General features: G+C 58.5%; 21 protein-coding genes. 7 read left to right on the top strand and 14 right to left on the bottom strand.

The window, feature by feature from the left end; all coding sequences use genetic code 11:
* Positions 1-18 precede the first annotated feature (18 nt).
* Positions 19-1,068: a hypothetical protein gene (locus tag LC334_RS17365; protein ID WP_085801544.1), complete on the bottom strand. Its 1,050-nt coding sequence runs from the start codon at positions 1,066-1,068 to the stop codon at positions 19-21.
* A gap of 264 nt (positions 1,069-1,332) precedes the next feature.
* On the opposite strand from LC334_RS17365, the gene LC334_RS17360 reads away from it, so the two are divergent.
* From LC334_RS17360 to LC334_RS17350, 3 genes are read left to right on the top strand one after another with little or no spacing between them, the layout of a single operon-like run.
* Positions 1,333-2,571 carry a hypothetical protein gene (locus LC334_RS17360; protein WP_085801545.1) on the top strand — a complete coding sequence of 413 codons (1,239 nt, stop codon included), beginning with the start codon at positions 1,333-1,335 and terminating at the stop codon, positions 2,569-2,571.
* Entirely contained in the window at positions 2,571-3,005 is a 435-nt protein-coding gene (locus LC334_RS17355) for a hypothetical protein (protein ID WP_085801546.1), read from the top strand. The genes LC334_RS17360 and LC334_RS17355 overlap by 1 nt, the downstream gene beginning before the upstream one ends.
* Positions 3,006-3,018: 13 nt before the next feature.
* The gene (locus tag LC334_RS17350) at positions 3,019-3,330 is read left to right on the top strand and encodes a hypothetical protein (RefSeq protein WP_085801547.1); all 312 of its coding nucleotides are present in this window, start codon (positions 3,019-3,021) and stop codon (positions 3,328-3,330) included.
* A 48-nt stretch (positions 3,331-3,378) separates the two neighbouring features.
* Here the strand turns inward: LC334_RS17350 and LC334_RS17345 are convergent, their stop codons facing one another.
* From LC334_RS17345 to rpsA, 6 genes are all read right to left on the bottom strand, one after another.
* On the bottom strand, positions 3,379-3,825 hold the full coding sequence (locus LC334_RS17345; protein ID WP_085801548.1) for a GNAT family N-acetyltransferase: 447 nt from the start codon (positions 3,823-3,825) through the stop codon (positions 3,379-3,381).
* On the bottom strand, positions 3,822-4,466 hold the full coding sequence (locus tag LC334_RS17340) for a phosphoribosylanthranilate isomerase (protein WP_085801549.1): 645 nt from the start codon (positions 4,464-4,466) through the stop codon (positions 3,822-3,824). The genes LC334_RS17345 and LC334_RS17340 overlap by 4 nt, the downstream gene beginning before the upstream one ends.
* 10 nt (positions 4,467-4,476) lie before the next feature.
* Positions 4,477-4,827 (bottom strand): lipopolysaccharide assembly protein LapA domain-containing protein, encoded by a 351-nt coding sequence (locus LC334_RS17335; protein WP_085801550.1) that lies wholly within the window; start codon positions 4,825-4,827, stop codon positions 4,477-4,479.
* Positions 4,828-4,831: 4 nt separating this feature from the next.
* Positions 4,832-5,113 carry an integration host factor subunit beta gene (ihfB, locus tag LC334_RS17330; RefSeq protein WP_085801620.1) on the bottom strand — a complete coding sequence of 94 codons (282 nt, stop codon included), beginning with the start codon at positions 5,111-5,113 and terminating at the stop codon, positions 4,832-4,834.
* A gap of 281 nt (positions 5,114-5,394) precedes the next feature.
* Positions 5,395-5,517 (bottom strand): hypothetical protein, encoded by a 123-nt coding sequence (locus tag LC334_RS23100; protein WP_263286548.1) that lies wholly within the window; start codon positions 5,515-5,517, stop codon positions 5,395-5,397.
* A 62-nt stretch (positions 5,518-5,579) separates the two neighbouring features.
* Positions 5,580-7,259 (bottom strand): 30S ribosomal protein S1, encoded by a 1,680-nt coding sequence (gene rpsA / locus LC334_RS17325; protein ID WP_085801551.1) that lies wholly within the window; start codon positions 7,257-7,259, stop codon positions 5,580-5,582.
* Positions 7,260-7,570: 311 nt separating this feature from the next.
* Here rpsA and LC334_RS17320 point away from each other — a divergent pair, with 311 nt between their 5' ends.
* The 3 genes from LC334_RS17320 (at position 7,571) to LC334_RS17310 (ending at position 11,654) form a co-directional block, all read left to right on the top strand.
* Positions 7,571-9,370: an NAD(P)/FAD-dependent oxidoreductase gene (locus LC334_RS17320; RefSeq protein ID WP_085801552.1), complete on the top strand. Its 1,800-nt coding sequence runs from the start codon at positions 7,571-7,573 to the stop codon at positions 9,368-9,370.
* 229 nt (positions 9,371-9,599) lie between these two features.
* Positions 9,600-10,091: a YHS domain-containing (seleno)protein gene (locus LC334_RS17315; protein ID WP_085801621.1), complete on the top strand. Its 492-nt coding sequence runs from the start codon at positions 9,600-9,602 to the stop codon at positions 10,089-10,091.
* Positions 10,092-10,280: 189 nt separating this feature from the next.
* The gene (locus tag LC334_RS17310; protein ID WP_085801553.1) at positions 10,281-11,654 is read left to right on the top strand and encodes a DUF3179 domain-containing protein; all 1,374 of its coding nucleotides are present in this window, start codon (positions 10,281-10,283) and stop codon (positions 11,652-11,654) included.
* Between the two features lie 42 nt (positions 11,655-11,696).
* Here the strand turns inward: LC334_RS17310 and cmk are convergent, their stop codons facing one another.
* The 5 genes from cmk to LC334_RS17285 form a co-directional block, all read right to left on the bottom strand.
* Positions 11,697-12,314: a (d)CMP kinase gene (gene cmk, locus LC334_RS17305; protein ID WP_085801554.1), complete on the bottom strand. Its 618-nt coding sequence runs from the start codon at positions 12,312-12,314 to the stop codon at positions 11,697-11,699.
* Between the two features lie 57 nt (positions 12,315-12,371).
* Positions 12,372-13,481, bottom strand: a complete 1,110-nt coding sequence (locus LC334_RS17300) for an NAD(P)/FAD-dependent oxidoreductase (RefSeq protein ID WP_085801555.1) — start codon at positions 13,479-13,481, stop codon at positions 12,372-12,374.
* Positions 13,482-13,621: 140 nt separating this feature from the next.
* Positions 13,622-14,974, bottom strand: coding sequence for a 3-phosphoshikimate 1-carboxyvinyltransferase (gene aroA / locus LC334_RS17295; protein WP_085801622.1), 1,353 nt, complete (start codon positions 14,972-14,974; stop codon positions 13,622-13,624).
* Between the two features lie 122 nt (positions 14,975-15,096).
* On the bottom strand, positions 15,097-15,471 hold the full coding sequence (locus tag LC334_RS17290; RefSeq protein WP_085801556.1) for a RidA family protein: 375 nt from the start codon (positions 15,469-15,471) through the stop codon (positions 15,097-15,099).
* Between the two features lie 178 nt (positions 15,472-15,649).
* The gene (locus LC334_RS17285) at positions 15,650-16,552 is read right to left on the bottom strand and encodes a LysR substrate-binding domain-containing protein (RefSeq protein WP_085801557.1); all 903 of its coding nucleotides are present in this window, start codon (positions 16,550-16,552) and stop codon (positions 15,650-15,652) included.
* Between the two features lie 95 nt (positions 16,553-16,647).
* Between LC334_RS17285 and LC334_RS17280 the strand changes: the two genes are divergently transcribed.
* Positions 16,648-17,562 (top strand): DMT family transporter, encoded by a 915-nt coding sequence (locus LC334_RS17280; RefSeq protein ID WP_085801558.1) that lies wholly within the window; start codon positions 16,648-16,650, stop codon positions 17,560-17,562.
* 45 nt (positions 17,563-17,607) lie between these two features.
* Here the strand turns inward: LC334_RS17280 and LC334_RS17275 are convergent, their stop codons facing one another.
* Positions 17,608-18,066, bottom strand: coding sequence for a hypothetical protein (locus LC334_RS17275; protein WP_085801559.1), 459 nt, complete (start codon positions 18,064-18,066; stop codon positions 17,608-17,610).
* Between the two features lie 416 nt (positions 18,067-18,482).
* A complete protein-coding gene (locus LC334_RS17270) occupies positions 18,483-19,604 on the bottom strand; it encodes a beta-ketoacyl-ACP synthase III (RefSeq protein WP_085801623.1) in 1,122 nt (373 codons plus the stop codon).
* Positions 19,605-19,656: the final 52 nt, after the last annotated feature.

Raw genomic sequence — 19,656 nt, 5'->3', positions numbered from 1 at the left:
GCCATTCCTGAACTTAGATCAGGACCGTTTCCATCGCTGGCTGATCTTCTGCCAAGCTGATGTCGGTGCCGTCGGCTCAGGGGGTCCAGCCGGCTCGGGGACCGGCGCGGCCTCGTCGGGAAGCTGCGGGATTCGGGCCGAAATCGACCGTGCCAGGACATCAAGCTGTTCGGCACTGAAGTTGAAACTTTCCGACACATCCGGATCGGCGTCACCGTAGCTGTCTTCATAGGACCCAACCACGTAGCGCTCCTCGGCGGGAATGATGGCATTTACATCCGCCACCATCTTGTCGATCACACGCACGAATTCCTCGTAGGCGGCGCGCGAAACCAATGGTTTCTCGGCCTTGATATCCGGCAGTTCATTGCAAAGAGGGTCTGACACGAAAGCACTGCTCTTACGGCCCCATTCTATGTTGAATGCCCGCTGCAGGCGTAACTCGGATCGGGTCAGCCCACGGTTAATCGTCGGGCGTGCCGGATCCAACAGATCAGACGCCTCCACACCGATCGTCCGGGCAAAAACTGAGTTCAGATTTCTCTTGTGATTGGAATAGTTCAGAACCTCCAGATCAAGCCCAAGTCGACGCGCATTTACGATGAATTGGAGCACCCGGACCGGCCGGTCATAGAGGGCCAGTTCTTCTTCCAGATGGCGGGTCGAACCTCGCCTTTTGATGGTTTGAACATAGCGCGAAACGGCATGGTCCAGGGGATTTCGGATAAACAGAATGGCGCTGATCTGAACGCCGCGATCTAACAGAGGCTCCAGGAACTCGGGCGTATCAACGATTGCCGGGAAGAAATATTCGTTGGAGTAAAGCACGCTATGCGCATCAGGATAGCGTGCACAGGTTTCATCATAGCTTTCGACAATATTCATCGGCTCGATGTTGCCGCTAGAGATCTTACCCGCACGGGCATCGTCAAAGCTGGGATGGTCCGGATAGGCGATCCCCTTCTTCAGCAGATTAGCCTGGCTTAGTGCCAGTGAGGATTGCAACGCGCTTGTCCCGGTCTTCCCATGACCTGCATGAATGATAATTCTGGGGCTTGTAGCATTCATTCTGACGGGCTCGCTGAAATTACCTGCGCTGACCGCTTTAATTAAGGATGGCCTGCAACACAACGGATGAGACATCGCTCGCATACTGGCGCAGCCGGTTTTAAATCGGACAGGCCGTGCCCCGCCAAGACCACAGAATATACCTGCAGGAACAAGCCACTTACGTCCCAAGCTTGAGGGAGGTTCAAAACCATGATACACTTATAACTTGTATTTATACTTTTATTTCAGATTTCAGATTGGCGGCCTGCGGGGCCATGTCAGATGACAGATACCAAAACGCAATTGGACAGCGATGCGCTGCAAGATCTCCGAACTCAGCTTTCTGATGGTGGGCACGCGATAATCATTGTCGACGCAGGCCTTATGAAATTCGCAAAGTTCGCGGCCTGTTTGTTAGGGCTTTTTGCCTTGATCGGCGTGATTTTCTTTGGGTTCGACGTCAAGAAAGCGGCGGGTGAAGTGGCGACCGCGAACAAGCAGATCAGCGAGGCGCAGCGGAAGCTCGACCAGACGCGAGATGTTGTCAGCCGGGAAAAGGATGCGTTGGACGGATTAATGACCGAAGCGGGCGAGATGCTGCGCCGGCTCGAACAACAGGAAGCCCGCGCCACCCAAATCGCTGATCAGAGCCTTGAACAAACCATGTCGACCTTCGCGGATTACGTGCGCTCGACAGCCCCTTCGGTCGGGGATGCTGTCAGTGAAGAGGATACGGCCAGCAAGGTTGAGGCCGAAAAGCTCAAGACCGCTCTGGGAAATTTCTACAACTCGAACATCGAATTCGCGAAGGCAGTCAATCTGCCCGCAGTCGAAGTCGGCATGTTGGGACGTCACGCGCTGCTGGAATGGGAAATCGGCAACGTCTCAACGGCAGAGGACAAGTTTGAAGCGGCTATCCGACTGGCACTTGCGCATCAGCGCTATGACCTGGCGGCGGAAATTCAGATGCGATACGCCGACCTGATCAAGAAAAGCTTTTTTACCGATCGCTCTCCTGCGACGGTCAAAGCGCGCAGACGGTATGAAGATGCCATCGACAGCTTCAAGGAAACCGGCAATCTGAAGGGCACGGCACTGGCACTGGACAGCGTGGCGCAGACCTACCAGCTTGACCTGGATTTCGATCGCGCGCTCAAGACCCTTGCCGAGGCGCGCGCGATCCACCGCCAGCTGAAAGAGGTAAGCTATGACGAGTTGACGGTGATCAACCGCATGGCCGATATCGAAGAAGAGGTCGGCAGGATCTCAACCGCCAAGCGCCTGATCACCGAAAGTATTTCAATTGCCGAGGATCTGGACGATTTCGACTTTGCCGCCAACGGGTATCTCAGACTGGCCCGTCTGACCAACCAGCCTAGCAACCGTACGACAATGCTGTGCCTGGCGTGGGAAAGCCTGCAACAGCAGGACAGCCGCTCAGCCCGGCAAGTTGAAAGATTCAGGAAGAAAGCCCAGCGAATGCAAGAGGATTTCACTACCAGCAAATGCGAGGCCTTGTAATGTCACGGTTCACGCCAAAAAGCACTATCCAGGCGATCCTCCTGGCGCTGCTACCAGGCATCGCCAGCGCAGAAATGACCTGCAATCTGGTTGATGGAGACAAGCTTTTCCTCAGTGCTGGCGAGATCATCGAGGCACGTATCCTGACGGGCACCCATGTCAAGAAAACCGGCGTTTCGGGGCCCAAGATTCACCTCTTTTGCGAAAAGCGCAGCGATGACGAGATTGTCGAGATGAAAAAGCGCTGCCCCAAAGATGTCGCTGATGTTCAGGTCAACTGGGACGGCGAGGGAAGTGTCAGCGCGGCCTGTCTGCGCCGAACGTTCCAGGAGCCCAAAATTGATCCAACGCCAGAAGAGCCCGAAATTCCAAAGACCGGAGGAGCACCGGATGACGACCCAGATGTGCCGCCACAAAATGAGCAATCCTCGTAGAAGGTCGCTACTTATGCGACATTCAGTTCTGTCAGCCCTGTTTGCGACCCTCTTTAGCAACGTCGCTCTGGCACAGCAGCCTAATCCGAATAACCTCCTGGACCGGATCGAGCTGAAATGCGCCGAGCAGGAATTCATGGTTTGGGGAAGCGTCGATGACCTTCACGTTCAGCCCGGCGGAAGTGCTTGGGTCAGTGTCGATGGTCCAGAGGTGGTTCATTTCTGCGGCTCATACGAAGATCGGGTATATTGTCCGGCAGAGACCGCAACCGTCTGGATCACCCGGTCATATGAATTCGAAGTGTTGTTGGCCTGCTACCGGTGACCAGCAACAGGGTGTCATCGTCTGATCAGACATCGACCTGTTTTCACGTCACAATGCGCGCTTGAAACCCGTATGGGTCGGTTTAAATCCCAGAAGCTCGTAAAACCTGTGACTATCGGTGCGCGTGGCATTCATTGTCAGCTGCATCAGGCTGCATCCCGCCGCGCGCGCCCTCGTTTCGGCATCGGCAAACATCGCCTCGCCGATCCCCTGCCCGCGCAGATGGCTGGCAACCCGTACGCTTTCCACCTGTGCCCGGCGCGCCGCGGCAAGGGAAAGCCCGCTGATAAAGGTCAGTTGATAGGTAGCGACCAATGTGCCGGCGGCATCCTCACCCACGATCACAGTATTGCCGGCCTCATTCTGCATGACATCAAATGCCGCAAGATAGGCCCCAAGGTCGGAAAGCTCGCGGGCCTGGCCCAGCACGTCATCCGCGAGTAGCGCCACGATGGCAGGCACGTCCTCGCGCGTCGCTTCGCGAAAACGGGTCATGCCTGCGCGGCTGAAACGAAATCAGCGATCATCTGCGCATCCTTGACCCCCGGCGCGCTTTCCACGCCCGAGGCTACATCGACCTGTTTCGCTCCGGTCCGGGCAATGCCTTCGGCTACATTTTCCGGTGTCAGCCCCCCCGCCAGCATCCAGGGCACCGACCAACGGCGCCCGGCGATCAGGTTCCAGTCAAAAGCAAGCGCATTACCGCCAGGCCGGTCGGCACCGGGCGGCGGCTTGGCGTCCACCAGCAATTGATCAGCGACCCGTGCATGCAGGTCCAAAAGGGGCAGATCGTCCTTGGTGGCAACACCCACGACCTTGATCACCGGCAAGCCGTAGCGCGATTTCACCGCCAGCACCCGCTCGGGCGTTTCACTGCCATGTAACTGCAACATGTCGAGCGGCACCGTCCCGGTCAGCGCATCCAGCAGGTCATCATCGGCATCAACGGTCAGCGCCACCTTGGCCACCCCATCGGGAACGTCAACCGCAAGTACCGCTGCGTCGGGGAAATCCAGATAACGGGGGGATCTTGGAAAGAAGTTGAAGCCAAGATAGGACGCGCCCGCGTCAACCGCAGCAGACACATCTGAGGGCCGTGTCAGCCCGCAAATCTTGACCCTAATATCCTGTGGCATGGCGCGGGCCTCAGCTGGCCTCTTCCAAAATCGCCAGAACTTCATCCTTGCCCTGGTGCTTTTCGCCTTTCAGGCGGCGGATCTCTGCACGCATCTGCTGCATTTCACGTGCCTGGCGCGCCGCGGCCATCCGCTCCTTGGCCTCGCGTATCCATTCCCAGATGAAGCCCACGATCAGCCCGGCCACGATGCCACCGAAAATAACGATGAAAAGCGGAATTTCGTAGCTGGGGTTCAACGCCGCCAGTGAGGCCACCTCGTCAGGAAGTAACCTCACCGTCACCATGCCACGATTGGCAAGCGCGATCAAAATCAGGGCCACCGCGAAGATGGCGATCGAGGCATAGCGAATATAACGCATGGGTTTACTTCCCGTTCAGACGGTCCCGGAGCAGTTTACCCGTCTTGAAGAACGGGACGTGTTTTTCTTCAACCTGAACCGATTCACCCGTACGCGGGTTCCGACCAGTGCGGGCATCCCGCTTCTTGACCGAGAACGCGCCAAAGCCGCGCAGTTCCACTCGGTTTCCCTTGGCCATCGCATCAGTAATCTCATTGAAGATCGTATTGACGATACGTTCAACGTCCCGCTGATACAAATGCGGGTTCTCGTCGGCAATTTTCTGAATCAACTCCGATCGGATCATCGGCACCCTCCCCCGAGCGTTTTATTGTTTTGGTCGACTGGCAACGAGGTAACTATAGATAAAATCGTAGAAAAAAGAAGTGCCTCGCAACAGGTGAAGAGCATGATTTTGCCCATAAATTCGCTCTCAGACAGAAAAATTTTGCCATCTGGTCAATGCAACATGCCCCACTCGCGCTCTCAAAGCCCGATTCTGCAACGCGGCAACTACTTTGATTCGCAATCGTCACTCACCCCAGAATAGCGGTCACCCGACACTGCGTGATTGCAGAATCTCCGACCTCAATGCGATGGTTGCAGAAGATATGTCACTTCTGTGATCCAGACCCCGAGGAAGGCGCCGGAGGCAACTGACGAGATATCCAGCGTGCGCGCCTGCGCACTCCCTTTGACAGCACCCGCCATAGAAAAGGCCCCGCCGATTAAGGCGGGGCCTGATCAATTTTCCAAACCTTAGAAGGTTCGACTTATTCGTCGCCCTTCAGCGCCGCACCCAGGATATCGCCCAGCGATGCGCCTGAATCCGAGCTGCCATATTGTTCGACGGCTTCTTTTTCTTCGGCGATCTCACGGGCCTTGATCGACAGACCCAGACGGCGGGTCTTGCTGTCGACATTGGTTACGCGCACATCGACCTTGTCACCGACCGAGAACCTGTCAGGGCGTTGCTCTGCGCGATCCCGCGACAGGTCCGAACGGCGGATGAAAGATTTCATGCCTTCATACACAACCTCAACGCCACCATCTTCGATCGAAGTAACCTCAACCGTGATGATCGAGCCACGCTTCACGCCGCCGACGGCTTCGGCAAACTTATCGCCACCGAGTGCCTTGATCGAGAGTGAAATGCGCTCTTTGTCGGTATCGACTTCCGAGACAACCGCCTGAACCATGTCGCCCTTGCGGTAGTTCTGGATCGCATCCTCGCCACGCTCGTCCCACGAGATGTCCGAAAGGTGAACCATGCCGTCGATTTCGCCTTCGAGACCGATGAAGAGACCGAATTCGGTGATATTCTTGACCTCACCTTCAACCTCGGTTCCCTCAGGGAACTGCTCGGCAAAGACTTCCCAAGGATTGCGCATGGTCTGCTTGAGGCCCAGCGAAACCCGGCGCTTGGCGCCGTCGATTTCCAGCACCATGACCTCAACCTCTTGCGAGGTCGACACGATCTTGCCGGGATGCACGTTCTTCTTCGTCCAGGACATTTCGCTGACGTGAACCAGACCTTCGACACCGGGCTCCAGCTCAACAAAGGCACCGTAATCGGTGATGTTGGTAACGCGTCCGGTATGGGTCGATTCCAGCGGGTACTTGGCAGCAACCAGATCCCACGGATCGTCCTGCAACTGCTTCATGCCCAGCGAAATGCGGTGGGTTTCCTTGTTGATCTTGATGACCTGAACATTGACAGTCTCGCCGATCGACAGGATCTCCGACGGGTGGTTGACCCGGCGCCAGGCCATGTCGGTGACGTGCAGCAGCCCGTCAACACCGCCCAGATCCACGAACGCACCGTATTCGGTGATGTTCTTGACCACGCCTTCGACATTCTGACCCTCGGTCAGGTTGCCGATCACTTCGGCGCGCTGTTCGGCACGGCTTTCTTCCAGGATGGCGCGGCGCGAAACAACGATGTTGCCACGGCGACGGTCCATTTTCAGAACCTGGAACGGCTGCTTCAGACCCATCAGCGGGCCGGCGTCGCGCACGGGGCGCACGTCAACTTGGCTGCCGGGCAGGAAGGCCACGGCACCGCCCAGATCAACTGTGAAACCACCTTTGACACGGCCAAAGATCGCGCCTTCGACGCGCTCATCATCGGCATAGGCTTTTTCCAGACGATCCCAGGCTTCCTCACGACGCGCCATTTCGCGCGAGATGACGGCCTCGCCACGGGCGTTTTCAGCCGAGCGCAGGAACACCTCAACCTCGTCGCCAACAGCGATTTCGGGGGCTTCACCGGGATTTGCGAATTCTTTCAGCTCGACGCGGCCTTCCATTTTGTAGCCGACGTCGATGATGGCTTGTCCCGCTTCAATTGCGATGACCTTGCCTTTGACAACTGACCCCTCTTCGGGTGTGTCCATTTCGAAGCTTTCGTTCAGGAGGGCTTCGAATTCCTCCATAGATGTGTTTTGAGCCATGTGGCGTTTCAATCCTAACGTTTCGTGTTTCGGGCCGCGCGGTTGTCTCCGCCGGTCTTCAGGGTTTCATTGGTCAGACGGGAGCCGTCACTTTCCGCAAAACAAAGAGGGCCGGTTAGTCCCGACCCTGCTCATCTCAATGCTCTGCGGCGGTTTCCGCCTTATCGACAGGCGCGCGTATATGCCAGTTACGATGTGGGATCAAGCCCCGCCCGCAGCCGCCATTTCTTTCGACTTTAGTTTACCTAGCCTAATGCTCCGACCTTTGGCACTCTCCCCACAATAGAAAAGCAATAAAAAGGGAGAATGTGATGCTTGATATGACACTGGCCGACCAGACGCAGGCCTTTCTCGACGATTTCGGCGGGGCGCTGGAAGCGGGCGATGTGACCAAGGCGCGCGATATGTTTCAGGACGATTGTTATTGGCGCGATCTGGTGAGTTTCACCTGGAACATAAAGACCGTCGAAGGCAAGGATCAGGTCGAGGATATGCTTGCGGCTCAGCTTTCGGCCACAAAGCCGCGCAACTGGCAGATTGCCGACGGCGAGGCACCGACCGAAGACGGAGGCATTACAACCGCCTGGATCAGTTTCGAGACCGACGTGGCGCGCGGCTACGGGCTTTTGCGCCTCAAGGATGGCAAGATCTGGACCCTGCTGACGACGATGGTTGAACTCAAGGAGCACGAGGAGCCCCGTGGCGACAACCGCCCGCTCGGCGCCAAACACGGCGCGGGCAAGAACCGCACCACCTGGAAAGAGGAACGCGAACAGGAAGAGGCCGATCTGGGCTATGGCACCCAGCCCTATTGCCTGATCATCGGCGGCGGCCAGGGCGGCATCGCCCTTGGAGCCCGGATGCGGCAGCTTGGCGTGCCCACGATCATCGTCGAGCGCAACGACCGGCCCGGCGACAGCTGGCGGCGGCGCTACAAGTCGCTCTGCCTGCATGATCCGGTCTGGTACGACCACCTGCCTTACATCAAGTTCCCTGAAAACTGGCCCGTGTTCAGCCCAAAGGACAAGATCGGTGACTGGCTTGAGATGTATACCAAGGTCATGGAGTTGAACTACTGGACCCGGACCAGTGCCAAATCGGCCAGCTTCGATGCCGAAAAGGGCGAATGGACCGTTGTCGTGGACCGCGACGGCGAGGAAGTGACCCTGAAGCCCAAACAGCTTGTCATGGCCACTGGCATGTCGGGCAAGGCGCGGATGCCCGATTTCCCCGGCATGGAGAAATTCAAGGGTGATCAGCATCATTCCTCGCAGCACCCCGGCCCGGATCAGTACAAGGGCAAGAAATGCGTCGTGGTCGGCTCCAACAACTCGGCCCATGACATCTGTGCCGCGCTCTGGGAAGGCGAGGCGGATGTGACCATGATCCAGCGTTCCTCAACCCATATCGTGCGCTCGGATACGCTAATGGAGATCGGTCTGGGTGACCTTTATTCCGAACGCGCGGTGGCCTCGGGCATGACCACCGAAAAAGCCGATCTGATCTTTGCCTCCCTGCCCTATGCCATCCTGCATGAATTCCAGATCCCCGCCTACGCGGCGATGAAAGAGCAGGACAAGGAGTTCTATGACGGGCTGGAGAAAGCCGGGTTCTGGCTTGACTGGGGCGATGACGACTCGGGGCTGTTCATGAAATACCTGCGCCGCGGCTCGGGCTATTACATCGACATCGGCGCCAGCCAGCTGATCATCGACGGCGAGATCAAACTGAAACGCGGTCAGGTCACCGAAGTGGTCGAGGATGGCGTCATTCTCGATACCGGCGAAAAGGTCGAGGCCGATCTGATCGTCTATGCCACCGGCTACAATTCGATGAACGGCTGGGTGGCCGATCTGATGGGACAAGAAATGGCGGATCGCGTCGGCAAGGTCTGGGGGCTAGGCTCGGACACAACCAAGGATCCCGGCCCGTGGGAGGGCGAGCAGCGCAACATGTGGAAACCGACACAACAAGAGAACCTCTGGTTCCACGGCGGTAACCTGCACCAGTCGCGCCACTATTCACAGTTCCTGTCCCTACAGATCAAGGCCCGGATGGAAGACATCCCCACCCCCGTCTATGGCCTACAAGACGTACACCACCTGTCCTGACGGGCGCGCGGCCCGCCTCCCAGACGTCGGGCGGCCGCATCACCAAACCTGAAGATTGCAGGCGTTACCGCTGTGATGCCAACTGATTAGTTTTCATCCATTCGTTCTTCAGTCTGAACGATCTGCAAGTTTTTCTGAATTATTCACCATTTAAGTTTCAACACAGCGCTCCAAATTGATCCTTGTCGCGTCACAACAGACCGACCCGAAAAACCTGAAAGGATCGAAAATGAAAAACCTGCTGATCACCACCATCATTGCCACCCTGCCCCTGATCGCCGCGCCTGCATTTGCAGCCGATGAAATCAACGTCAGCAGCGGCCTTTCCACCGCTGGTGTCCCGCTGGCTGCGCATGGCGCAGACCCGGTTGCCTTGCTCAACCAGGGCAAAGTCATGGAAGGATCGGCGGACATCGCTCTCGCACATGATGGCGCGGCCTATTACTTCGCCAGCGCCGAAAACAAAGCCGAGTTCGAAGCCAACCCTGCAAAATATGTGCCTCAGCATGGCGGTTTCTGCTCGTACGGTGTTGCGGTCGGTCAAAAATTTGACGGCGACCCGGAACAATTCGTTGTGCATGACGGCAAACTCTTCCTGTTCCTGAATGCCACCACACGCGACCTGTTCCTCAAAGATGTCGAAGGCACCAAGGCGACCGCAGACAACCAGTGGAAAGACATCAAGCACACATCGGCAGCAGATCTGGCCAAAGAAGGCTGATCCCAAGCGCAGCTACACGGATAAATCCGACAAACATCGGCACTGATCCAAATCTTCGGGGCAGTGCTTTGACGGGACTGCTCAGGCAGTCCCGTTTTGCTTTTGCAACAACCCGGTCACCAACTCGTTTAGTGCATGTGATCCAGCAAAGAGCCATGTTCCGTTCAAACATCAAACGGAGGCCCTTTCATGTCGCTCAGCCGTCGTCGTTTCATCGCCAGCACAGCCGCACTGGGTGCTCTAACCTCACCCGTGATTGCACAAGATAGCACATCGGAATTCGATTTACTGCGACGCACCATTGTGGGCCCACCCGAGCAAGCGATTGAGGCTCTGAGCACCATCCGCAAGCGTGGCAAACCCGATCTGGCCTCGGGTCTGATCATGGCGATGCGGTTTTCACAGCTGCCATCAACCTATTTCGCCGAAACGCTGACAGCGATCACCGGAACGGATGCCGGTGACAGCTGGTTCGACTGGATGCTCTGGCAGGAAGCCAACCCGCAGATCATTCCGCACCAACCCTCTTTGATCGAATTGAAGCGGGAAGTGTATTTGCAGATTGACCCCAACTTCAAAGTGTTTCTCAAACCGCGCGACCTGAGACGCGACAGAATGAAAATCCGGCTGGAAGAGATTACCTGGGGTGGGGTGCGCAAGGATGGCATCCCGTCGCTGGACAATCCCCGTCTGGTTGCTGCCGCCAACGCGAGTTACCTTCGGGGTAGTGACCTGATCTTCGGGGTGGCGATCAATGGGGACGTCCGCGCCTACCCACTCAGAATCATGGGCTGGCACGAAATGTTCAACGAGGTGATCGGCGGTGTCCCGGTGGCGCTCGCTTATTGCACGCTTTGCGGGTCGGGCATTCTGTTTGAAACCAAGGTCAAGGGGCGATCAAAACCACTGGTTTTCGGGTCGTCCGGATTTCTTTATCGCTCGAACAAGTTGATGTTTGACCGGGCCACCCATTCGCTCTGGAACCAGTTCACCGGCAAGCCAGTCTCGGGGCGGCTGGTCAATAGCGGGATTGAGCTGCAACAGCGCCCGGTGGTGATCACCACCTGGGATAGCTGGCGGCGCAACAACCCGGAAACCAAGGTGCTGTCGCTGCAAACCGGGCACCGGCGCGATTACGGCTCGGGCGTCGTTTATCAGGATTATTTTGCCTCGAACGATCTGATGTTTCCCACCAATGTCGATCAGCGGCAACATCGACAAAAAGACTATGTCTTCGGCATTCGCGAATTCGGCGGCGCCAAGGCCTGGCCGCTCAAGGCATTTCGCAAGCGCCGGGTGATCAACGACGCCATGCGGGGCAAGGCGCTGGTGTTGATTGGCGATGAAAAGACCCGCACCGTACGCGCGTTCGAGCGCGGATCACTCACCTTCAAGGCGGCTGGCGATCAGCTATTATCCAATGACGGCACCCGTTGGGACATCACCGAAGAAGCCCTGACCGCCCCGAACGGTCGCACCCTGCCCCGCGTGCCCGGCCATATTGCCTACTGGTTCGCCTGGAACGGGTACCTGGGCGCCGAGAGCGAGGTGTATAAGGGCTAGTTGCAGTGGTGCATGTCAGAGTGAGGGCACGCCCTCATCTTTCTAACTCACCAAAGCCAGCCGCGCCTGCACGATGCCAATCGCCGTCTCGATCGCGGTCGCAATGGTCATTTCTGACGTATCAAGCTGCGTCGCATCCTCGGCAGGTTTCAGTGGTGCGGTCGCGCGGGCACTGTCGCGGGCGTCGCGGGCGCGAAGGTCAGCCATGACCTCGTCATAGGTGATATCATGGCCCTTTTCGACCAGCTCCTTGTGGCGGCGTCTTGCGCGCACCTCGTCACTCGCGGTGACAAACAGCTTCACCTCTGCCTCGGGGCAAATAACCGTGCCGATATCGCGACCATCCAACACAGCGCCACCACCCCGGGCCGCGAAAGCACGTTGAAAATCCAGCAGCGCTTGGCGCACATCGGGTAAGGCCGCCACGCGGCTGGCGGCCTGAGCCACTTCGGGCGAACGCAGATCATCCGCCTCAAGGTCGGCGGCAGCCAGCGTGCGGGCCGCCTCCACCGGGTCGGTTCCACCCAGTGTCCGCCGTCCAGTAGCGCGATAAAGCAGACCGGTATCCAGATGGGCAAAGCCGAAATGCTCCGCCACGGCGCGCGAAATCGTGCCCTTGCCAGCAGCTGCCGGCCCGTCGATTGCAATGGTGAACGACATGAATACTGCCCCCTGCGTCGCCCCTATAGCTAGAGGAACGTGGCGGGGCACTCAAGATCAGCTCTGATTGTTGAACCGATCGGGGCTGAGCGCTGCGACCACCTCACCGCCAAGCACCGATGTCTTGCCGCAACACAGCGCGTGGGTCAGCGCGGCCATCACAGGCGAGGTCTGAACCCCATATCCGCCCTGCCCCGCCAGCCAGAAAAACCCCGGCGCATCGGGTGCAAAGCCCACAACAGGCGTACGGTCAGCGACAAAGCTGCGCAGGCCCGCCCAGCTATGGGTGGGACGGGTGATCGGAAAGTGCGTGACCTCTTCGAACCGGTGCAACCCCTCGGCCAGAACCATGTCATCGGGCCAGGCATCCTGCGGTTCAACCGGGTCTTCGTCGGCGGGCGAAATCAACAGTTTCCCCGCATCGGGCTTAGCGTACCAGGTCTCGGAGGCTGAGATGACCAGCGGCCAGCGCATCGCATCTTCGTAAGTCTCCGGAACCTTCATCAGGACAGCAGAGCGGCGGCAGGGCTGCAACCCGATCTTCCAAACGCCCGCCATCGCGGCAACCACATCAGCCCAGGCGCCGGCTGCATTGACGACCAAAGGCGTTTCGTAGGTCTCTGTCCCGGTCGCAACCTGCCATGCCCTACCCTTGCGCCCGATAGCAATAACTTCGGCGTCGGTCTCGATCTGGCCGCCACGCGCCCGCAACAGTCGGATGTAACCCTGCAATAGCCGGTCCACATCGATATCCTGCGCGCTATCCTCGTAAAGCGCAGCCACAAGCCAGTCGCGTCGGAGATACGGGGCATGCTGCATTGCCTCATCTGGGTCGATCCGTTCGATGCCGCTAGCGTCCTCGGCGAAAGCGTCAAGTGCTGCGACCTCGTCTTCGCCGGCCACCACCAGCGCCCCACGCGGTGAAAGCAGCGAACTGTCGGCGATACCATCGGGCCGGGTCAGGATCGGCTCGGCCGCCGCATTCAGTACCTTGAGCGTGGCATTGCCATAATTGCGCACGAAGGTTGCCGCCGAGCGACCTGTCGCGTGATAGCCTGGCTGGCCCTCGCGTTCGAGCACCAGCACATTGGCATCCTCGGCCAACAGTGCGGCTGCGCTGACACCTGCGATACCGCCTCCAACCACGATGATGTCGGGCGCTTTCATTTAGATGTTCCGTTCCGTCCGGGTTGAGTTGTCCCCGAATAAGGCCCGGTTTCCAGCAGAAATTCAACACGACTGCCCAGAGATCTAGGTGTGCAATGCGCCCGCCCTACAGATGCCCAATCGGGCCGCACCACTGACCGTCAATGGTTATCGCGCCTGATCTGTGCGCCGAGTGATGCCATCAAAGGTTCAAAAATCGGGAAGGAAGTGGCGATCGGACCGCCGTCATCGACACTGACGGGTTTCTCGCTGGCCATGCCCAGCACCATGAAGGACATGGCGATGCGGTGATCCAGATGACTGGCGCAGGTGGCGCCGCCCGGGACGTTACCGTGGCCCATGCCGGTAACTGTCCACCAGTCGGGGCCATCTTCGACGGTCACGCCGTTGGCGCGCAACCCGGTGGCCATTGCATCTATCCGGTCGCTTTCCTTGACCCGCAGCTCCTTCACGCCGCGCATCACTGTGTCGCCCTGCGCAAAGGATGCCACAACCGACAGCACCGGGTATTCGTCGATCATGCTGGCCGCACGTTCCGGTGGCACCTCGATGCCTTGCAAGTCCGGCGAAAAGCGCGCGCGTAGATCGGCAACGGGTTCTCCACCTTCTGTACGTTCATTCTCGTATGTCAGATCCGCGCGCATGTCGCGCAGCGTTGTAAACAGCCCTGCGCGGGTAGGGTTCAGGCCGATGCCCGGCACCAGCACATCCGATCCGGGCGTGATGATCGCGGCGCAGACCGGAAACGCCGCCGAGCTGGGGTCTCGCGGCACAACGATGGTCTGGGGCGTCAGTTCGGGTTGACCGGTCAGGGTAATTACCCGGCCTTCATCGGTTTCCTCACTCGTGATGTCCGCACCGAAACCCGCCAGCATCCGTTCCGTGTGATCGCGGGTCGCTTCCTTCTCGACCACGATGGTCTGGCCCGGCGCGTTGAGGCCCGCCAGCAGCACAGCGGATTTCACCTGCGCCGACGGCACGGGCACGGTGTAATGCACCGGGACCGGATCATGCGCGCCGGTGATTGTCATCGGCAGGCGCCCGCCCGAACGGCCCACCGATTGCGTGCCAAAGAGCGCTAGTGGATCGGTCACCCGCGCCATCGGGCGCGAGTTCAAAGACGCGTCGCCGGTGAACGTCACAGTGATCGGCGAGGTCGCCATTGCCCCCATGATCAGCCGCACGCCCGTGCCAGAGTTGCCGCAATCGATCACTTGATCCGGTTCAGCAAAACCACCGGTACCGACACCGTAGACTGAATATTCTCCACCGCCATGATCGATGACCTCGGCCCCGAAGGCGCGCATGGCCTTAGCGGTATCAAGTACGTCCTCGCCCTCCAGCAGCCCGGTGATGCGGGTTTCGCCTATGGCCATCGCACCCAATATCAACGACCGGTGCGAGATCGATTTGTCGCCCGGCACATCGGCAGTACCTTTCAACGGTCCGCATTTGGCAGATGTCATCGGGATCGGGGTGCCGTGGCCTGACATGGGCGCGCCTTTCAGAGTGTTTTTCTGCCCGCCTGATAGCGCAACCACCAAGCGGCGTCCATCCGGGCGGGCAGTCATTGTTTACACCACCGACCGCCGTGGGTCGGTGCCTTCGAAACGGATTAGCGTCCGCGTTCCAGATCGCGGGGCCGAGCCGCTGCAACCACCAGAATTTCAACCTTCAGCTCGGGCCGCGCAAGTTTCGATTCGCCGCAGGCACGTGCAGGAGCATGGCCTTCTGGCACCCATGCATCCCAGACCGCATTCATCTCGGCGAAATCGGCCATATCTGCCAGCCAGATGGTGGTTTGAAGGATACGTTGCTTGTCCGAGTCCATTTGCGCCAGCAGTTCCTCGACCTTTTCAAGGCAGGTGCGAGTCTGATCGGCGACGCCATCCTCTGCGTTACCGACCTGGCCAGCCAAATAGATGGTGTTGCCGTGGCGCACAGCCGCGCTCATGCGTTGTTTGGTGCCGTGGCGGATAATGTCGTTCATCTTCAGTATCCTCTGATTTCTGTGAATTGAGTGTAAGGTGATGCGAACCCAGCAAGGTCGCACGCGCTTGTCCCTTGCACGAAAACCGGACAAGGCCAAGCCCCGCTGTCGAAAATGAAACGTCTGCCGTCGGGAACGAACACCATGCCCGGATCACCGCGGCGGTCTGGGCCATGTGTCACGACAGTTCTGCGATCATCCAGTCGAGCAAGACCTGCACCTCGGGCCTTGGCGGGTTGCTATTCGGCGCATAGAGCCCGAGCCCATCCGGCAGCGACACATCGTCGGCACAAGGGCGGATCAGTGCGCCGGTTGCGAGCAGATGTTCGCAGGTCCGCCGCCAGCCGACGGCTATACCGTGGCCTTCAGTCGCGGCCTGAACCACCATCGGATAGCTGTCATAAACCAGATCCAAGCGCGAAACCCGGGGCTTAATGCCCAGTTTGGAAAGCCAGACGTCCCAAGTCATCCAATCCTGATCGGCAGTCTGATGATGCAGAAGGCGGAGGTCGAGCAATTGATCGACCGACAGGCTTTGCGCCCCGGATGTCAAATATCCTGGGCTACAGACCGGGAAGACCTCGTCCTCTGCGTGATGCACCAGAATTGCCGTCCCGTGATTCCGGTCGATAGATTGAAGCGCCAGATCAAAATCTTCACTGGCGTCGCTGATCGGCCGTGTCGACACGCTGACCCGAAGCTCGATCTCGGGGTGTTCCTGATAGAACTTCGAAAGCCGCGGCATCAGCCAGTAAATCGCCTCGCATTGCTGCGATCGAAGAATGATCTCATTGTCGCTGTGGCGATCGCGGATGTTTTTGCATGCGGCAGCGATATCGCCCAGCGAAGCCCGGATGATCCGCCGTAACTCGCGCCCTTCCTCCGTCAGATAGACCGCGCGGTTGCGCCGATCGAACAAGGGGGTGCCCAGATTATCCTCAAGCACCCTGATCTGCTTGCTGATGGCGGCCTGTGTTAGCGAAAGCTCCTCGGCGGCCTTGGTGATGCTTTCAAGTCGCGCAGCGGCCTCAAAGGGCAGCAGGCACGAAAGCGGTGGTAGGTTGGAGCGGCTTGGTTTCATAACTTTTAGTAAATCAATATGGAAAAAACGTAAATATCCAAGGCGCGCTGAGTAGAATAGATAACTTTTAGAGTAATGTTTAAACAGGGAAAAGCATGCCAGACACCCAATCAAAGGACAACACACCGCTGGCGGTCCTGGTGATCGTCGGAACCGTGTTGCTGCTGACACTCGGCGACGCAGCCATCAAGGGGTTCAGCGCCGATCTGCGCCTATGGCAGATATTCGTACTGCGGTCGCTGATGGTATTGCCGGTTCTCTATGTCATCCAGAGGATGATAGTTGGGACCGTCCGGCTATGGCCCAAAGCACCCGGCTGGACAGCCCTGCGCAATCTGATGCTAAGCCTCATGTGGGTCGCCTATTATACCTCACTGCCGCATTTGGATCTGTCGGTCGCCGCCGCCGCCTATTATACGCTGCCCATTTTCATCACGCTGTTTTCGGCCTGGTTCGTCGGCGAAAAAGTAACCGGCACCGGTTGGCTGGCGGTGCTGCTCGGCTTTGTTGGTGTTTTGGTGGTATTGCGACCAACTTCGGACAATTTCAGCCTTTATGCGGTATATCCCCTGATTGCCGCCGTGCTCTATGCGCTTGCGATGATACTGACCCGCACCAAATGCCGCGACGAGCACCCGTTGATCCTCTCTGCGGCGTTGAACCTCAGCTTCATTCTGGTCGGTGCCGGGGCAACGCTGGCGCTTTGGCTCTGGGGTGGCACGACCTCTCCGGATGCTTCGGGCGGTTTCCTCTCCCCCGACTGGGCCGCGCTGACCGGATCTTCCGCAACCGCGCTTGCCTTGATGTCCATAGCGATACTGATTGGCAGCATTGGCACTGCCATCGCCTATCAGATCGGCCGGTCTTCGGTCATTGCAACATTCGACTTTTCATATGTCGGCTTCGCCACGATCTGGGGCATCATGTTTTTCGGCGAACGCCCGGATATCCTGACACTGTCGGGGATTGGCCTGATCGTGCTGGCGGGCATTCTGGCGGTGTCAAAATAGCAGCCACGAGATTTCTCCGACATTCTTGCCGCAATGGCGCGAACCTCAGACGCTTTCGTCTTCCAGATGCAGCTTCATGTCGATCAGCACCTGCTGCAGCATCGTGGTTTCCTTGAGCAGCCGTTTGGCCTCGTTCACCGTGATCACGCCATCGTCGATAGATTGCTGGTATTCCGCCATCAACACGGCAAAGCGCTGGCTGAGCGCAATCACGTCTGAGTTGACGCCACCCTTGTCATCAGCGTTCCGGCGGCGGTCGTCGAACGTCAGGCTGATGCCTTTCAACTCCGCCAGCGCACTGGTGACATGCGGATAAGAGGCCGCTTCTTCAAGCGCCGCGACGGCATCGATCGGCATGAACCTGTCGGAATGTTCGTCATGGTCTGAGTAATACCGACCCAGCGTTGCCTTGGACTTCCCGCTTAGTTCGCAGGCCGGTTCGATCCCCACATCCTTGACCAGCGCCTCGGTGTGCTTTTTCAGGTAACTTCCGGTTTTCGACATTCACTCATCCCCAAGGTAACGGGCCCCGCGTTCAGGCGGGGAAAGCCGCAGACGTTTTCCCATTAACCGCTTTATCCCGAAATGTCATTTGTAAAGCAATCCCAAGGTTTTCCGGGATGACTAGGTGCTCGACGTCCCCAAGAGCGGGCACAAGGGTGAGGCCGGGGTGGTTTGGGAATGTCCTTTCCCCTCGCGCCCGATTGAGGGCATCGACGATGCCATCGCATTCCATCCACGGAAGCTTGCTTCCTGATGATGACATCGGCCCGTCAATACCGGCCTCACCCACCACACTTGTCGCTTCGATCTCTTCGTTCGGAAAAGACCCTGAGTTTTGGGTGCCAAACGCGGACTAGCTCGGCGTTCGACTTGTGGTATTTGCCTGGATTCGCCAAAACCCGGCCTGATAAGCTCACTCAGGCCCGCTCAACCAGCACCGACCCCACCGAATAGCCCGCGCCGAATGAACAGATCAGCCCTGCATCGCCCGGCTGCAGATCGTCCGAAAATTTCGAGAACGCGATGATCGACCCCGCCGAGGATGTATTCGCGTAATCCTGCAGGATATTGGGCTGCTCATGCGGCTCGGGCACCCGGCCCATCACCTTACGCCCGATGAAATCGTTCATCGCCTTGTTGGCCTGATGCAGCCAGAGACGTTTGAGCGCGCTGGCCTCAACCCCTTCCGCCTCCAAATGATCGGCGATGTGTTTTGACACCAGCGGCAGCACCTCCTTGAAGACCTTGCGGCCCTCCTGCACGAACAGCATGTCGCGCCGGTCTTCCATGTGGCCCGCGCGGGTGCGGCGCAGGTAACCGTTATTGTTGCGGATATTGTTGGAAAACTGCGTGGCACAGCGGGTCGAGCGGATGACAAAATGCGCATCCTTCACATCCTCCGTGCGCTCCAGAACCGAGGCGGTGCAGACATCGCCGAAGATGAAATGGCAATCGCGGTCGCGCCATTCGAGATGGCCCGAGCAGATCTCGGGGTTCACCACCACGGCGCAACGCACCGAGCCGGCGCGGATCATGTCCGCCGCCGCCTGCATCCCGAACGTCGCCGAGGAACAGGCGACATTCATGTCAAAGGCAAAGCCGCCCGCGCCCAAAAGCTGCTGGATCTCGACGGCAATCGCCGGATAGGGGCGTTCGTGATTGCTGGCCGCGCAGATCACCAGATCGACCTCTTCGGCGCGGCGGCCAGCCTGTTCAAGCGCCTTGCCGCAGGCATCCAGTGCCATTTCCGCCATAAGTGATGGCTCGTCATCGCCGCGCACCGGCAGATGCGGATGCATCACGTCCGGATCCAGAACCCCGGTCTTGTCGAGTACATGGCGCTGGTGAATACCCGAAGCGCCGACAATGAACTCGGACGAGGACGGGTCTTTCACCGCAAGCTCTCCGGCGGCAATCGCCTCGGCATTCTCGGCGTTGAATTTTTCAGCATAAGCATTGAATGCTTTGACCAGCTCATCATTGGTGATGGTCTGGGCGGGCGTAAAGACGCCGGTGCCGGTAATGGCAGGTACATGCATGGTCGGGTCCTTTGCGCGGATCACCCAAGATCATCCGGTGACCGACCCAAGG

The organism is Roseovarius aestuarii, from assembly GCF_019966515.1.
GTDB classification, from domain to species: Bacteria; Pseudomonadota; Alphaproteobacteria; order Rhodobacterales; family Rhodobacteraceae; genus Roseovarius; species Roseovarius aestuarii.
This window is presented reverse-complemented; position numbering and strand designations above follow the sequence as displayed.

Bases quoted from the DNA above. Each gene is read 5' to 3' on its own strand.
- LC334_RS17365 (WP_085801544.1), bottom strand. From the start codon at position 1,068: ATGAATGCTACAAGCCCCAGAATTATCATTCATGCAGGTCATGGGAAG.
- LC334_RS17360 (WP_085801545.1), top strand. From the start codon at position 1,333: ATGACAGATACCAAAACGCAATTGGACAGCGATGCGCTGCAAGATCTC.
- LC334_RS17355 (WP_085801546.1), top strand. From the start codon at position 2,571: ATGTCACGGTTCACGCCAAAAAGCACTATCCAGGCGATCCTCCTGGCG.
- LC334_RS17350 (WP_085801547.1), top strand. From the start codon at position 3,019: ATGCGACATTCAGTTCTGTCAGCCCTGTTTGCGACCCTCTTTAGCAAC.
- LC334_RS17345 (WP_085801548.1), bottom strand. From the start codon at position 3,825: ATGACCCGTTTTCGCGAAGCGACGCGCGAGGACGTGCCTGCCATCGTG.
- LC334_RS17340 (WP_085801549.1), bottom strand. From the start codon at position 4,466: ATGCCACAGGATATTAGGGTCAAGATTTGCGGGCTGACACGGCCCTCA.
- LC334_RS17335 (WP_085801550.1), bottom strand. From the start codon at position 4,827: ATGCGTTATATTCGCTATGCCTCGATCGCCATCTTCGCGGTGGCCCTG.
- ihfB (WP_085801620.1), bottom strand. From the start codon at position 5,113: ATGATCCGATCGGAGTTGATTCAGAAAATTGCCGACGAGAACCCGCAT.
- LC334_RS23100 (WP_263286548.1), bottom strand. From the start codon at position 5,517: ATGGCGGGTGCTGTCAAAGGGAGTGCGCAGGCGCGCACGCTGGATATC.
- rpsA (WP_085801551.1), bottom strand. From the start codon at position 7,259: ATGGCTCAAAACACATCTATGGAGGAATTCGAAGCCCTCCTGAACGAA.
- LC334_RS17320 (WP_085801552.1), top strand. From the start codon at position 7,571: ATGCTTGATATGACACTGGCCGACCAGACGCAGGCCTTTCTCGACGAT.
- LC334_RS17315 (WP_085801621.1), top strand. From the start codon at position 9,600: ATGAAAAACCTGCTGATCACCACCATCATTGCCACCCTGCCCCTGATC.
- LC334_RS17310 (WP_085801553.1), top strand. From the start codon at position 10,281: ATGTCGCTCAGCCGTCGTCGTTTCATCGCCAGCACAGCCGCACTGGGT.
- cmk (WP_085801554.1), bottom strand. From the start codon at position 12,314: ATGTCGTTCACCATTGCAATCGACGGGCCGGCAGCTGCTGGCAAGGGC.
- LC334_RS17300 (WP_085801555.1), bottom strand. From the start codon at position 13,481: ATGAAAGCGCCCGACATCATCGTGGTTGGAGGCGGTATCGCAGGTGTC.
- aroA (WP_085801622.1), bottom strand. From the start codon at position 14,974: ATGTCAGGCCACGGCACCCCGATCCCGATGACATCTGCCAAATGCGGA.
- LC334_RS17290 (WP_085801556.1), bottom strand. From the start codon at position 15,471: ATGAACGACATTATCCGCCACGGCACCAAACAACGCATGAGCGCGGCT.
- LC334_RS17285 (WP_085801557.1), bottom strand. From the start codon at position 16,552: ATGAAACCAAGCCGCTCCAACCTACCACCGCTTTCGTGCCTGCTGCCC.
- LC334_RS17280 (WP_085801558.1), top strand. From the start codon at position 16,648: ATGCCAGACACCCAATCAAAGGACAACACACCGCTGGCGGTCCTGGTG.
- LC334_RS17275 (WP_085801559.1), bottom strand. From the start codon at position 18,066: ATGTCGAAAACCGGAAGTTACCTGAAAAAGCACACCGAGGCGCTGGTC.
- LC334_RS17270 (WP_085801623.1), bottom strand. From the start codon at position 19,604: ATGCATGTACCTGCCATTACCGGCACCGGCGTCTTTACGCCCGCCCAG.